General features: G+C 32.4%; 17 protein-coding genes. 16 read left to right on the forward strand and 1 reads right to left on the reverse strand.

Features of this window, described 5'->3' with window-relative positions:
- The first annotated feature begins 24 nt into the window (after window positions 1-24).
- Genes ANASTE_RS11030 through ANASTE_RS11040 form a run of 3 tightly spaced genes read left to right on the forward strand, consistent with a single transcriptional unit; the run spans window position 25 to window position 2,904 of the window.
- Entirely contained in the window at window positions 25-1,059 is a 1,035-nt protein-coding gene (locus tag ANASTE_RS11030; protein ID WP_007051105.1) for a zinc-dependent alcohol dehydrogenase, read from the forward strand.
- A gap of 9 nt (window positions 1,060-1,068) precedes the next feature.
- A complete protein-coding gene (locus ANASTE_RS11035; RefSeq protein ID WP_007051106.1) occupies window positions 1,069-1,713 on the forward strand; it encodes a class II aldolase/adducin family protein in 645 nt (214 codons plus the stop codon).
- Between the two features lie 12 nt (window positions 1,714-1,725).
- On the forward strand, window positions 1,726-2,904 hold the full coding sequence (locus tag ANASTE_RS11040; protein ID WP_007051107.1) for an iron-containing alcohol dehydrogenase: 1,179 nt from the start codon (window positions 1,726-1,728) through the stop codon (window positions 2,902-2,904).
- Window positions 2,905-3,031: 127 nt separating this feature from the next.
- Here ANASTE_RS11040 and ANASTE_RS11045 read toward each other — a convergent pair whose 3' ends face one another.
- Complete coding sequence (locus tag ANASTE_RS11045) at window positions 3,032-3,445, reverse strand: hypothetical protein (RefSeq protein WP_007051108.1); 414 nt, start codon at window positions 3,443-3,445, stop codon at window positions 3,032-3,034.
- Window positions 3,446-3,750: 305 nt separating this feature from the next.
- Here ANASTE_RS11045 and glyA point away from each other — a divergent pair, with 305 nt between their 5' ends.
- From glyA to ANASTE_RS11105, 13 genes are all read left to right on the forward strand, one after another.
- Window positions 3,751-4,998 carry a serine hydroxymethyltransferase gene (gene glyA / locus ANASTE_RS11050; RefSeq protein WP_007051109.1) on the forward strand — a complete coding sequence of 416 codons (1,248 nt, stop codon included), beginning with the start codon at window positions 3,751-3,753 and terminating at the stop codon, window positions 4,996-4,998.
- Between the two features lie 75 nt (window positions 4,999-5,073).
- Window positions 5,074-5,523: a coiled-coil domain-containing protein gene (locus ANASTE_RS11055; protein WP_007051110.1), complete on the forward strand. Its 450-nt coding sequence runs from the start codon at window positions 5,074-5,076 to the stop codon at window positions 5,521-5,523.
- Between the two features lie 22 nt (window positions 5,524-5,545).
- Window positions 5,546-5,983 carry a hypothetical protein gene (locus ANASTE_RS11060; RefSeq protein ID WP_039945616.1) on the forward strand — a complete coding sequence of 146 codons (438 nt, stop codon included), beginning with the start codon at window positions 5,546-5,548 and terminating at the stop codon, window positions 5,981-5,983.
- A gap of 91 nt (window positions 5,984-6,074) precedes the next feature.
- The gene (locus ANASTE_RS11065; RefSeq protein WP_007051112.1) at window positions 6,075-6,533 is read left to right on the forward strand and encodes a coiled-coil domain-containing protein; all 459 of its coding nucleotides are present in this window, start codon (window positions 6,075-6,077) and stop codon (window positions 6,531-6,533) included.
- Window positions 6,534-6,715: 182 nt separating this feature from the next.
- A complete protein-coding gene (locus ANASTE_RS11070) occupies window positions 6,716-7,495 on the forward strand; it encodes an MBL fold metallo-hydrolase (protein WP_007051113.1) in 780 nt (259 codons plus the stop codon).
- A 288-nt stretch (window positions 7,496-7,783) separates the two neighbouring features.
- Entirely contained in the window at window positions 7,784-8,038 is a 255-nt protein-coding gene (locus tag ANASTE_RS11075; RefSeq protein ID WP_007051114.1) for a hypothetical protein, read from the forward strand.
- 266 nt (window positions 8,039-8,304) lie between these two features.
- A complete protein-coding gene (locus tag ANASTE_RS11080; RefSeq protein ID WP_007051115.1) occupies window positions 8,305-8,961 on the forward strand; it encodes a hypothetical protein in 657 nt (218 codons plus the stop codon).
- 125 nt (window positions 8,962-9,086) lie between these two features.
- A complete protein-coding gene (locus tag ANASTE_RS11085) occupies window positions 9,087-9,764 on the forward strand; it encodes a TIGR00266 family protein (RefSeq protein ID WP_007051116.1) in 678 nt (225 codons plus the stop codon).
- A gap of 153 nt (window positions 9,765-9,917) precedes the next feature.
- Complete coding sequence (locus tag ANASTE_RS11090) at window positions 9,918-10,973, forward strand: helix-turn-helix domain-containing protein (protein ID WP_007051117.1); 1,056 nt, start codon at window positions 9,918-9,920, stop codon at window positions 10,971-10,973.
- 17 nt (window positions 10,974-10,990) lie between these two features.
- Complete coding sequence (locus tag ANASTE_RS12005; protein WP_007051118.1) at window positions 10,991-11,137, forward strand: hypothetical protein; 147 nt, start codon at window positions 10,991-10,993, stop codon at window positions 11,135-11,137.
- 137 nt (window positions 11,138-11,274) lie between these two features.
- Window positions 11,275-11,649 (forward strand): GntR family transcriptional regulator, encoded by a 375-nt coding sequence (locus ANASTE_RS11095; protein WP_007051119.1) that lies wholly within the window; start codon window positions 11,275-11,277, stop codon window positions 11,647-11,649.
- A 1-nt stretch (window position 11,650) separates the two neighbouring features.
- On the forward strand, window positions 11,651-12,514 hold the full coding sequence (locus ANASTE_RS11100; protein ID WP_007051120.1) for an ABC transporter ATP-binding protein: 864 nt from the start codon (window positions 11,651-11,653) through the stop codon (window positions 12,512-12,514).
- On the forward strand, window positions 12,511-13,158 hold the full coding sequence (locus ANASTE_RS11105) for an ABC-2 transporter permease (protein ID WP_007051121.1): 648 nt from the start codon (window positions 12,511-12,513) through the stop codon (window positions 13,156-13,158). Before ANASTE_RS11100 ends, ANASTE_RS11105 begins: the two co-directional genes overlap by 4 nt.
- Window positions 13,159-13,208 lie beyond the last annotated feature (50 nt).

The following is a 13,208-nucleotide window of genomic DNA, read 5'->3' on the forward strand; positions in this document are numbered from 1 at the left end:
TAAAATTTCGGAGGTATAGATTTAATGAAAGCAGCAGTACTGAATAATGCAGAAGATTTAAGGATTATGGATTTGGAAATGCCCCGTGCGGGAGAAGGGGAAATAATAATGAAAGTAAAAAGTGCCCTTACCTGCGGTACGGACGTAAAAACATTTAGAAGAGGACATCCGACAATTCCTTTCGGAGGAAATAAAACAGCATTCGGACATGAAGGAAGCGGCGTTGTTTATGAAGTGGGAAGAGGTGTTGATAAATTTAAGGTTGGAGACAGGATAGCTGCACATAACACAGCACCTTGTCATTCATGTTATTCCTGTCAGGTAGGGGATTACAGCATGTGTGATGATTTGAGACAGATGAGAGGAACTTGGGCAGAGTACGTAAAAATCCCCGCTTCTCTCGTAAGAGAAACCATTTTTAAAATACCGGATACGATGTCACATAAGCAGGCGGCATTATTGGAACCGCTTTCCTGTGCGGTTTACGGAGTTGATTTATCTGATATAAAGCTTGGTGATTTAGTAGTGGTGAATGGATGCGGACCTATAGGGCTTATGATGCTTAAATGTGCTAAACTAAAAGGTGCAACGGTAATAGCGTGCGATTTTACTGATTTAAGACTTGAGACGGCAAAAAAACTTGGAGCGGATATGACAGTTGACTTAAAGGACGTTGATAATCAGGTGGAGGCTGTACGAGAACTTACACCTTACGGAAGAGGTGTAGATGTTGCTATCGAGGCAACTGGAGTTCCCGAAGTTTGGGAAAAGAATATGCTAATGGCGAGGAAAGGCGGAATGGTCATGGAATTCGGAGGATGTAAACCCGGAACTACTATAACCGTTGATACAAAGCTGCTTCATTATTCTCAGCTTACCATAAAAGGCGTTTATCACACTACACCGAAGCATGTGGGTATGGCTTTTGAACTGATTAAAAGAGGAGAATTCCCGGAAGAGTTAATGATCAACAAAAGTTTCAAACTCGATAAGGCATTGGATGCATTGCTTTCCCATGCAAAGGGCGAAGTAATTAAAAATGAAATAGTAATAGATTAGGAGTAAGATATGAAATATAAAGATATAAGAGAACAAGTATTGAAAGCAATTTTAGAGGCTACGAAATTAGGTTTGATACACGGTACTTCAGGTAATATCTCGGTTAGGGATAAAAACGAAAATGTAGTTGCCATAACACCAAGCAACCTTGCATATGACACGATGACCGTAGAAGATATAGCTATAGTTGATATAAACGGAAATCAGCTGGAGGGGAAGTATAAGCCGTCTTCCGAGACACCTATGCATACGGCTGTCATGAGGATGAGAGAGGATGTAAATGCAGTAGTACACACACATTCCAAGTATGCAACCGTAATGTCAATGAGAGGAGAGCCTCTACTTAGGGCAACCGTTCCTTCTAATATGTATTATCCTATAAAAACCACTACAGAGTTTTTCCCACCGGGTTCCGAAGGGCTTGCCAAAACTGCGGTCGAAGCAATCGGAAAAGACGGAGATGTTACGCTTCTTAAAAATCATGGACTTCTTGCCACAGGGGCGGATATTGATTCTGCAATGACATGTGCCATATATACCGAGGAATGTGCAGAAATCGGATACTTGGCGGCACTTGCGGGTTTTAACGACTTTATAAGTGAAGAAGATTCTTTATTCATAAGAAATATTGCTAAAGGGGGAAATGCTGTATAGCATTTATATATCATGAATAATTTTGAATATTACGCCCCTACAAAAATAGTATTTGGTGTAGGTGAATTTGAAAATTTAGGAAGAGAAGTAAATATATATGGTAAAAGGGCTTTGCTTGTAGAACAAAACGGTCCTTTAGACGAAATGGGAGTATTTGACAGTGCGATAAGATATATGAAAGATTGTAGCATTGAGGTTTTTGAATTAAAGGGTGTTGAAAGTAATCCGAAGCTTTCTAAAATCGAAGAAGGGATAGATTTTGTTCGGGAAAAAAATATAGAAGTAATAGTTGCTGTCGGAGGCGGAAGTACTATAGATACCGCTAAAGCTATCGCCTTCGGTTCCGTAATAGATGTAGATGTATGGGATTATTTCAGTTTAAAAAGAGAAATCGAATCTTCTCTTCCTGTAATTGCTGTTTCAACCATATCGGCAACGGGAGCGGAAACTTCAATGCACTGTGTGGTGACAAATGATAGAGATGATGATAGTTCCAATTGGCAGAAATGGGCGGTTCACAGCCCATATGTTTTTCCTAAGACTGCCGTTATTGATCCTATACTTCTTAAAAGTGTTCCGAAAAGATTGACAGCTGCCGGAATGGCTGATACTATTTCTCACATTATAGAAGGTTATTTTGACGGTGTACCTAATAATCCAATATCGGATAGGGTAGGTGAGGGGATCGTAAAAACAGTTATAGAGAATGATTATGTGCTTGATGATTTAAATGATTTAAATGCCAGGTCAAATATTGCATGGGCTTCTACTCTTGCTATGAGCGGACTTCAGGACTGCGGACGTTCCAATGTGGGATTTCCCGCACATTGGATACAGCATGCGGTAGGTGCCATGACGGATTCTTCTCACGGAGAAGGTTTGGCGGTAATAAATCCTGCATGGCTTATTCTCCAAAATGAAAAGGATTCAAGTAAATTTGTTCAGTTTACTAAACGAGTATTTAATTTAGATAAAGGCAACATGTCTGATAAAGAATATGGACTGAAAGGTATAGAATTATTAAAAGAAAAATTTGCATCATGGGGACTTCCGAGCTCTTTAAGCGAACTGGGAGTAAAAGAAGAAATGCTTATGGATATAGTTGATAAAGTGATGAACAGCAAAGAGACCTATGTTTTTGATAGAGATGAAATCATGAAAGTATTAAAACTGTGTTTATATAATAAATGATTTATATAAAGAACTCTCCTTAAAATTAACCTAAAAAGGACACTGTTATAATGTGTCTTTTTTAGGTTAATAGATTATTTTATTGTTTTCTATAAGTAATATTTCCTATTTTTTCATGTATTAATTATTACTGCTTCAAGCTCTTAGGCACTTCCGATTTTGTTAAGTATAAACTTCCAAGTGTATCATGAGATATAACCAGCCCGTTTTCTTCATTTGTTACCGCATATGTTAATACATTATCATTACCTTGTTTTATCACTAAAAGGATCTGATTGTCTTCTTCCTTAATTTCATATGTAAAATCAGTCTTGACATCTTCAAAAATAATATTCCCCGTTAAATCATTATTGAATACATAGTAAAAATTAAGGTTAGAATAATCCACTTCCTTTTTATCCACTGTCACTTTTTCGAGTTTATATTCTCCGGTGATATCAACGGTATTATCTTTCTTTAGCCCCGAGAAAATTGCAAATGCGGCAAGGATTATGACTAAGACTACAGTAATTATTATAAACCAGATGTTCTTCTTGTTCATTCTAAACCTCCAACTTCTTTATATTTAAATGTATGAAGGTGCAGTGTTAAGTATGCTTTATCTTGTTTAAAATAAAATCAGATTTTTATTTTAACATTAAGTAAAATTAATGGAAGGATTTCATTTATTGAGAATATATGACTTGCACAGTGAAAATAATATACAAGATATTGTTTGAATTATTTGAATAATATACAATATATCATGATATATTGTTGTTTTTTGTATATTTTATAATAAAAGTGTTTGCAAAACATATAAAAAATTGTAAAATAGTTATAATACATTTTAGGAGGATTAGTTTAATGGATGTAGAAAAGAATATAAAAGATCTAATCGGATATGATGAAGAAGTTGGAAACAGTATTTTAAAGGAATATAACCGTCAGTGCAGAAACATAGAACTTATCGCGTCTGAGAATGTAGTATCTCCTGCAGTAATGGCAGCAATGGGTACGGTTCTGACCAATAAGTATGCGGAAGGTTATCCGGGGAAAAGATATTACGGCGGATGTAAATGTGTTGATAAAACGGAAAATATCGCAATAGAAAGAGTATGTAAATTATTTGGTGCTAAATACGCCAACGTACAGCCTCACTCCGGTGCACAGGCAAATATGGCCGTTTATCAAGCATTATGTGAAGTTGGGGATACTGTAATGGGTATGAGCCTAGATAACGGAGGACATTTGACTCATGGTTCACCTGTAAATCAATCCGGATTGTTATATAATATGGTTTCATATGGAGTTGATGATGAAACTCACATGATAGATTATGATGCGGTTAGAGAACTTGCTAAAAAAACTAAGCCTAAAATGATTATAGCAGGTGCTTCTGCTTATCCGAGAGAAATTAGGTTTGATATATTCAAAGATATAGCTAAAGAAGTAGGTGCATATTTATTTGTAGATATGGCTCATATTGCGGGACTCGTTGCAGGCGGATGTCATATGAACCCTGTGGAATATGCAGATGTAGTAACAACTACGACTCATAAGACTTTAAGAGGTCCCAGAGGCGGCGTAATTTTAACCAATGATGATGAACTTATTAAAAAATTCAATAAAGCTATTTTCCCGGGAACTCAAGGCGGTCCTTTAATGCATATAATAGCTTCTAAAGCAGTTTGTTTCGGTGAAGCTTTGAAACCTGAGTTTAAGGAATATGCTAAGCAAGTGGTTAAAAATGCAAGTGTTCTTGCAGATGAACTTATTAAGCAAGGTATCGATCTTGTATCAGGCGGTACCGATAATCATTTGATGTTGGCTGACCTTACAAAAGTAGGTGTTACGGGAAGAGAACTTCAGCATAGACTTGACGAAGTATATATAACAGTTAATAAGAATACCATTCCAAATGATCCTCAAAGTCCTTTTGTTACCAGCGGGGTAAGGATAGGTACTCCTGCGGTTACTTCAAGAGGATTTAAAGAAAGTGAAATGAAAGAAATTGCTGAATATATTTATTTAGCGGCTACAGACTTTGATAATAAGGGTGATTATATCAGAGAAGGTGTCGAAGCTCTTACGAAGAGATTTCCTCTTTATTAATAATAGATTAAAATTTATAAAATCACTGGTTCAGCCGGTGATTTTTTTATATAATCAATAAAAAAGGAGTGCGATATGAAAAAATATATTATAGTTTTAATTAGTTTTCTTATGGTATTGTCTTTTAGTGCATGCAGTATCTATATAAATATCGGTGATGACGATAATGATAGTTCAGCAAATCAAAATACAATCATATCAGAGTCGGATAAAGATTTAGATGAAATCGATGGAAATATTAAATCATTTACCGATAAAGTCAACATACTTGTTAAAGAAGCTGATAGTGCAGAAGTCCAGTCTACAAGAGAAAAAAGTCTTAAATTATATAGAAAAATAGATAAAAAAATTGATGATTTAGATAATAAAATCTCATCATATGAAGATAGCTTGGAGAGGATGTATGAGAATAAAGAGTTGACAAGAGCTACATATGAGAAGAAAGATAAAGAGTTGGATGATCTTGAAAATAAACTCGATAAGGCAGAAGAAAATTTAGAATTTACATTCGGGATTGATGATTAGAACTTAGATGAAAGGAATTTATATGAAAAAGAAAATACTTTTAATTTTGATTTTTCTATTTGTTTTTGTATCAATATCGGGATGTAATATAGATAATAATAGGAAAGGTTCTTCTTCACAAAATAAAATATCAGAAGAAAGCAGTTCTCCCGAATTAAAAGAAATAGATAAAAATATAAATGAATTTAAGAAAGAAGTAGATGATATTAAGCTTGGTATAGATGATTTATATCCGAGCGAAGATGAAGAAGAAAACGATGATGTACTTTATGTTTATGATTATAATATAAGCGAACTCAGTAAAAAAATCGAAACTTATAAGAGTACAGTTGAAAAATCTTATAGGAAAAAAAGTATTTCTATTGAAGAGTATCATAATAGGATTGAAAAATTGAATAAAATTAAAAAAAAGAATCTTGATAAATCAGTAAAATCTTTAGAAAAGACATTTAATTTATGATAAAAAGAGAAGTTTAACTTCTCTTTTTTAATGTTTATAGATTATTGAATATTTTAAGTAAAAAAGAAAAAAATATTTTAGAGGTGATAATATGAAAAATAAAATTATTGGGATTATACTATGTTCTTTTTTACTTGTAGGTCTTGTTGGCTGCGGTAACAGTAACGAAACTGCAAACAATACTAATACAACGGAACAATCAGAACAAAACAGTTCCATAAAGAATGCAAATGAAACTTCAAGAATGAGTAATATTGAAAAGTTAAGTGACATTGAAGGAAGAATTGAAAATTTTAAAGCAAAAGTAGATAAGTTGAAAGTTACAAAAGGCGATAAAAATAATAAGTCAACTTATACTGATTTGAATGAAGAGCTTGAAAATCTTGATAATGAACTCAATGTTATGGAAGATGATTTGGAAATTCTTTATAAAGAAGATAAAATCACAAGAGATGAATATAGTGTGAAGGAAAAGAAAATTGATCAGCTTGAAAAAGTTCTTGATAGAGCAGAAGAAAGACTTGAAGATATATTCGGTTATGATGATTAAAAGAGAAGTTTAACTTCTCTTTTTTGTTTTATTATTTTTAATTTTAAAAATTTATTATATAAATTATATGAATAATATCAAGTAGTATAAAAAAATTGTATATGTATGTTGTATATAATATATAGAGGTGATAAAATAAATATATAAATATGATAACGTTATCTAGAAAGAGGCAAATTTATATGAAAAGATTAAGAAAATTTGTTGCTTATTTTTGTATTGGTTTATTTTTATGTTCGATAACGTTTATGTTAAAGCCTAGTATTAGTAAAGCTGCAGACAGAACATTGGAAGCTCGATATTTTAATATCCCCGGTGATTGCAGTTATTTACGTTTTACTAACGGTTCAACAGGAAATACAAGAACCATGTTGGTTGATACCGGAACCGATGGAGCTAAACTTTTAACTAAATTGCGATCTGATGGTATATATGATCAAATGCATAAAGGTAAATCGGGCGGGGCTCATCAATATGAACGTGTTATAGACCACGTTTTTATAACTCATATGCATGGAGATCATGCAGGTGGGTTAAAAGCCTTACTTACTTCAAGTTCCGCTAATGGGGGAAAAGGTTTTGTTATAGATAACTTATATATCAATGACAGACTTGCTCAGGCAGATTCTAATGGTAATGTAGACGGAGAAAGTACGAGAATTAATATAGTTAATTTAGCTTATAAATATTCAAGCAATGTTAATGGTGCTGTAAATACTAAAAAATCAGTTTCTCATAGCAAAATAATAAATACATATTTTGTTAAGACAAAAGGATACGATAAAACTGCAAGCGGACAAATTAATGATATTAAAACCATTACAGTTGGCTCTGGTGTTACGGCAACAATTTTACCTCCTCATCCTATAAAAACTACAAATACTAATAATATGAGTATGCAGGTAAAAATTAAAGCCGGAAGTACAAATTATGTATTTGCAGGGGATTCTTTGGTACCTTAGTTAAATGCTATATTAAATGATAATTCTTATAGAAATACATTAAAAGCAGCATCCGGAGAAACTACATATTTAAAAATTTCTCATCACGGTTCTAGACGAGTAACCGAAGGCGGAGGTGTAATAGGTTTTGATGGGTTATATGGTAATGCTAATGTATTAAAAAATTTACCTATCCTTGAAAAGTCTCCGAGCAGTAAAGTTGCCGAAAGATTTATTAAAACGGGTGTTGATAGTCAAGGAAATCATTTATATGAAGCAAAAGGACTTGATGGTAGTGTAATAAAGAATTTGAAAAATGTAGATGAAAAATACAATAGTTTATTTACGGGGAGTGGTAACACTGTTGTAGGTATTACTGATGTAAAAGCAGGGACAAATGCAGATTCTATGTGCGGATTTGCCTATATAGGTATAAATTCGATACGAGATGTTGCTCCGGATAATAATATATTAAATTTATTAAAGGTCAACAATGCTTCTGCACTTAAATTCCCTGCAGTAACGCAAGCAAAAACTACTTATAAAAAAACAATTACTTTTTAGTTATAAAGAGGGGCTATATACCTCTCTTTTTTTATATAAATGAATTTTAAAAATTATATCTCTAACAAACCTCTAACAAAATATATTTTATAAAAACTACTATCACGTGAAATCCTTTATTTAAGGCACTTTCAGACACACTCTTAAATTAACGGTGAGAACTTATTGAAAATTTTGTGTTTTTTTACTTTTCCCTTTTTATTGCAGCCAAAACTTGTTAAAATACTTATTGTATTATTAAAAATTATATTGAAAGAGAGTTTATTATGGAGACAAAAAACAAGAAAAAGAAAATCACATCAAAAAGTTTAAGGGTTTATGCCATTATATTTTTAGTGGTAGGTGCTGTTTATATATTAAGTGGTATTTATTCATTCTTTACAACTATAAACGGATATGTTTCACAGGGGTATGCTACATCTGAAGTACTTATGTATCTTCTTCCTTCGCAGTTCCTTCCTACTGTAATTGAACCGCTTGCTATATTTGGAGGTTTTGCACTTTTATTATTTGGTGTATCGGAAGTACTATCGAGACTAAATGCAGATGATAACGAGACTGTTGATGAACAAGAAGTTGCAGAAGAAATCAAAGAAACTGAAGAAACTGAAGTAATCGAAGACGCACAAGAAGAAATCAAAGATGAAGAAGCAAATGTCAACGAAGACACAAAAGATGCTAAAGACAATGAAGAAGTTATTGAAGATGATAGCTTAGAAGAAAATGTAGAGACAGCCGATGAAGAAACAAATGAAGATGTTGTCGAAACTGAAAGTGAAGAAACAAAAGAAGTTGCTGCAGATACAGAAAGTGAAGGATCAATAGACGAAAGTACAGAAGAAATGGACGAAGAAGATAATTTGGATAAGACTTTAGATAAGGAAGATAAATCGTCCGATAATGATGATGAACATGATGAATAGTAATCACTTTAAAAGAAGGGGTATCCCTTCTTTTTTTATTTATAAGGTAAGTTTCTCTATGATATAATAATATAAAATATATTTAAGTACAATTTAAATAAAAATACTATATAAAGGAGAAAACTATGGATTATAAAGTTATAGGGGATACTTTCCCTGCGGTTGTGATTACCTTGAACCAAGGAGAAAAAATCGTGACACAGGCAGGCGGTATGTCATGGATGAGCGGAAATATTGAGATGACAACTTCTACTAGAGGAGGTCTTGGTAAAGGTGTTAAAAGAGCTTTAGCCGGAGAGAGTATTTTTCAGGCTACTTATACCGCAAAGCAGGATAATGAACATATCACTTGTTCCGCTACTATGCCGGGGAAAATAATTGATTTGTATTTAGACGGCGAAAGAGAATACATAGCACAAAAAGGTGCATTCCTTGCAGGCGAAGAAAGTGTAAATATGGATATGTTCACCGTTAAGAAAATTTCAAGTGCCTTATTTGGTGGAGAGGGTATATTTTTACTTAAATTAAGCGGTAAGGGAACTGCTTTTTTGGAAATAGGCGGTCATTTGGAAGAATATAATTTAGGTGTGGATGAAGTAATAAAAGTAAACACCGGAAATGTAGCTTTTTTTGAAAGCAGTGTGAATTATGAAGTCGAAACCGTTAAGGGTGCAAAAAATATATTGTTTGGTGGAGAGGGGTTATTTTTAACGAAGTTGACCGGTCCCGGAAAGGTATATTTACAGACGATGAATATGGGAGAACTTGCGGGTGCATTAAGTTCTTATATACCCACAACTTAAAAGATGATTATAATGGAAGCTATTTTATTAGCTTCTTTTTTAACTTGGAGTTAAGAAATTTTATCGATAATTAACAACGCTTCAATTGCATTTATTTTATCTCTTATATACAATGAAAGTATAAAAAGTCTTTATAAAATAAGGAGTGTTAAAGTGAATATAAACGAAATCATTAAAAATAAAAGGGTAGAAGCAGGGCTTACACAGGAAAATGTTGCAAATTATTTGGGAGTATCGACTCCTGCAGTAAACAAATGGGAAAAAGGTGTGAGCTATCCGGATATAACTCTTCTTCCTCCAATAGCAAGATTATTCAATATAGATATGAATACTTTACTCTCTTTTAATGAAGATTTAAGCGAAAAAGAGATAGGAAGTATATTAAATAAAGTTTCTGAATTGATGAAAGATGAGGGATTTGAAGCAGGCTATGAATATGCTATGAGCAAAATCAGAGAATATCCTTCCGGTAACAGTCTTATTTTGAATATAGGTTTTACTTTGGAAGGCGGACTCGTTATGTTCAACACTTTGGATAAAAAAGATGAAGAGTTTTATAGATCGGAAGTCATAAAATTATATGAAAGAGTCTTAAACAGTAATGATGAAAAGACTAAAGTTCAAGTTTCTTATATTATGATACTTAGATATATTAATGAGAATGAGCTTGATAAAGCCGAAGAACTTATGAAAAATATCCCCGATTATAATTTTGATAAGGATATGTTAAAAGCAAACTTATATATTAAAAAGGAGGAAAAAGAGAAGGCTTATGAAATTTTGGAAAGAAAGATAATGAGCCTTGCAAATGATATTCAAACTGTTCTTCTTCATATGATAGAGTTATCTCTCGGCGAAAATAAATATGATGAAGCAGCGTATTTTTCCAGCGTATCATATAAAACCGCAGAGCTGTTTGATTTATGGGAATACAATAAATATGCTTCAGATTTTCAAATTTGTATTATTAAAAAAGATATTGAAAGGACGATTTCCCTTCTCGAGAATATGTTACCTGCAATGCTTTCAAGGTGGGATATAAGTTCATCTCCACTATATAGACATATAGAAAGAAAAGCTAACAGCCCTGAATTTGCAATTACGCTTCTTGAAACTTTCATTAATGAAGTAAAAACGGATAAAGAACTTTCATATTTAAATGAGAGTAAAAAGTTTTGGGATTTGATTAAAAAGTATTATAATAAATAAAAAAGGAGATGTGCATTATGGAAGATAACAGACCTTGCAGTAATAAGTATAAAGGTGAATGTCCTTGTACATATCCATGTGAAAATCATGGAAGGTGCTGCGATTGTGTGGCTCATCACAGGGAATACGGAGGAATTGTAGCTTGTCTTAAAAAGAACAAATAAAAGTACACTTTTGAGTGTACTTTTTTATTGTATATAAAAATGCAAAATTGTACTTATCAGATATTGACAATATACATAATATTATATATAATGTACTTAGTTAATAAGTACATTGCATTGATTGAGGAGGTGCTTATGTGGAAATTATTTTAAAAAGTGGCAGTGATAAACCTATATACGAACAAATTACATCTCAGATAAAATCCATGATTATAAAGGGTGAATTAAGAGAGGGAGATGCTCTTCCTTCCATGAGGAAGCTTGCAAAGGAGCTTCATATAAGCGTAATCACATCACAGAGAGTTTATGAAGATTTACAAAGAGACGGGTTTATTGAGTCCAGTGTAGGTAAAGGTACTTTTGTTTCCGCACAGAATAAAGATTTTATAAGAGAAGAAAATTTAAGAAAAGTGGAAAACATGCTGGAAGAAGTCGTTCAGATAAGTAAAGAAAATAATATAACCAAAGAAGAGCTAATAAAGACATTAAGTTTATTTTATGAGGAGGAGTAAAATGGAATATGCTTTGGAAGTAAAGAACCTGACAAAAGAATATAAAGATTTTGCCGTTAAGGATATTTCTTTAAAGATCCCGAAAGGAAGCGTTCTGGGACTGATAGGCGAAAACGGAGCGGGAAAATCCACATTCATCAATTCCATATTGAATATAGTAAAACCTAATGAGGGTGAAATTTCTATATTGGGGAAAGATTTATATACTTATGAAAAAGAGATAAAAGAGGAAATCGCAGTTATCTTCGACAGAAGTCATTATAATGAAAATCTTAAACCTTCATTTGTAGGAAAGATGTTATCAAAGATTTATAAAAATTGGGATAATGATAAGTTTTATAATTTATTAAAAGAGTTTAATATACCTGTTGATAAAAAGATAAAGCAGTTTTCAAAAGGAATGAAAATGAAATTTGAATTTGCTTGTGCTTTGAGCCATAGTCCGAAATTTCTTATTTTAGACGAATCAACAAGCGGTTTGGATCCTGTTTTCAGAGATGAGATCCTTGAAATACTAAGAGATTTTACAATGGATGAAGAACACACAATATTGATGTCTTCTCATATAACCAGTGATTTGGATAAGATTGCGGATTACATAGCCTTCATTCACAACGGAAGAATGAAGTTTATTAAAACTTATGAAGATATTCACGATAACTACGGTGTAATATCTTGTAAGAAGGAATTTCTTGATAATATCAGTAAGGAAGATATAGTTGCATATAAAAAAGAGACTTTCGGATATAAAGTTTTGATAAAAAACAGACTGGAAATAATGAAAGTTTTTAAAGATTTACAAATCGAAAATGCTTCTATTGAAGATGTAATGTTATTTTATATAAAAGGAGAAAAATCGGCATGAAAGGAATAATATATAAAGATTTTTTCCTGGGGTTCAGGCTTACCAAAAATTTGCTCAGTTGGCTTGCGGCTGTAATTATGATGTCATTGATAATCATATTTATGAAAGGCACCTTTGGCTTTATTGTAATATCCGGTATCACTCTTCCTTTGATCGGTTCTTCACTTCTTCAAGTCACCGTGGAACAGGATGAGTTAACGGAATTTGATAAGATACAGCTTACATATCCTATGACTAAAAAAGAAATAATACTGTCAAAGTATATTGGAGGGTTTATTGTAGAGGGGATATGCATTTTAATAAATTTCTTATTATGCATGCTTTATGTATATGGATTTAAAAGTATACCTTTTATTGATGCGATGTATATATTGGCTGCGGGGTCTGTCTGCGGACTTATATTTCTTGCTATAAGTTATTTCGGTTTTGTACTCCTTGGTAATAAAAAAGGTTTGATCCTTTATATGACTATGGTAATATTGATATCCGGATTTTATGGATTTACTTCTTGGAATATAGATTACATTTCCCTAGTTAAAAATAATGCACTTTTTATTATAGGAATCGGTTTTTTAGTAAGCATTTTAAGTTTGATCATTAGTTATTTCGCTTCTCTTAAAATTTATACAAGAAGATATTCATAATAAAAAAAAAATATATATTATTATTTACTTTACTTTTACTTTTACTTTTA

It is taken from the genome of Anaerofustis stercorihominis DSM 17244 (assembly GCF_000154825.1).
GTDB classification, from domain to species: domain Bacteria; phylum Bacillota; class Clostridia; order Eubacteriales; family Anaerofustaceae; genus Anaerofustis; species Anaerofustis stercorihominis.

Coding starts and splice junctions, on each gene's coding strand:
- ANASTE_RS11030 (WP_007051105.1), top strand. CDS start 25: ATGAAAGCAGCAGTACTGAATAATGCAGAAGATTTAAGGATTATGGAT.
- ANASTE_RS11035 (WP_007051106.1), top strand. CDS start 1,069: ATGAAATATAAAGATATAAGAGAACAAGTATTGAAAGCAATTTTAGAG.
- ANASTE_RS11040 (WP_007051107.1), top strand. CDS start 1,726: ATGAATAATTTTGAATATTACGCCCCTACAAAAATAGTATTTGGTGTA.
- ANASTE_RS11045 (WP_007051108.1), bottom strand. CDS start 3,445: ATGAACAAGAAGAACATCTGGTTTATAATAATTACTGTAGTCTTAGTC.
- glyA (WP_007051109.1), top strand. CDS start 3,751: ATGGATGTAGAAAAGAATATAAAAGATCTAATCGGATATGATGAAGAA.
- ANASTE_RS11055 (WP_007051110.1), top strand. CDS start 5,074: ATGAAAAAATATATTATAGTTTTAATTAGTTTTCTTATGGTATTGTCT.
- ANASTE_RS11060 (WP_039945616.1), top strand. CDS start 5,546: ATGAAAAAGAAAATACTTTTAATTTTGATTTTTCTATTTGTTTTTGTA.
- ANASTE_RS11065 (WP_007051112.1), top strand. CDS start 6,075: ATGAAAAATAAAATTATTGGGATTATACTATGTTCTTTTTTACTTGTA.
- ANASTE_RS11070 (WP_007051113.1), top strand. CDS start 6,716: ATGAAAAGATTAAGAAAATTTGTTGCTTATTTTTGTATTGGTTTATTT.
- ANASTE_RS11080 (WP_007051115.1), top strand. CDS start 8,305: ATGGAGACAAAAAACAAGAAAAAGAAAATCACATCAAAAAGTTTAAGG.
- ANASTE_RS11085 (WP_007051116.1), top strand. CDS start 9,087: ATGGATTATAAAGTTATAGGGGATACTTTCCCTGCGGTTGTGATTACC.
- ANASTE_RS12005 (WP_007051118.1), top strand. CDS start 10,991: ATGGAAGATAACAGACCTTGCAGTAATAAGTATAAAGGTGAATGTCCT.
- ANASTE_RS11100 (WP_007051120.1), top strand. CDS start 11,651: ATGGAATATGCTTTGGAAGTAAAGAACCTGACAAAAGAATATAAAGAT.
- ANASTE_RS11105 (WP_007051121.1), top strand. CDS start 12,511: ATGAAAGGAATAATATATAAAGATTTTTTCCTGGGGTTCAGGCTTACC.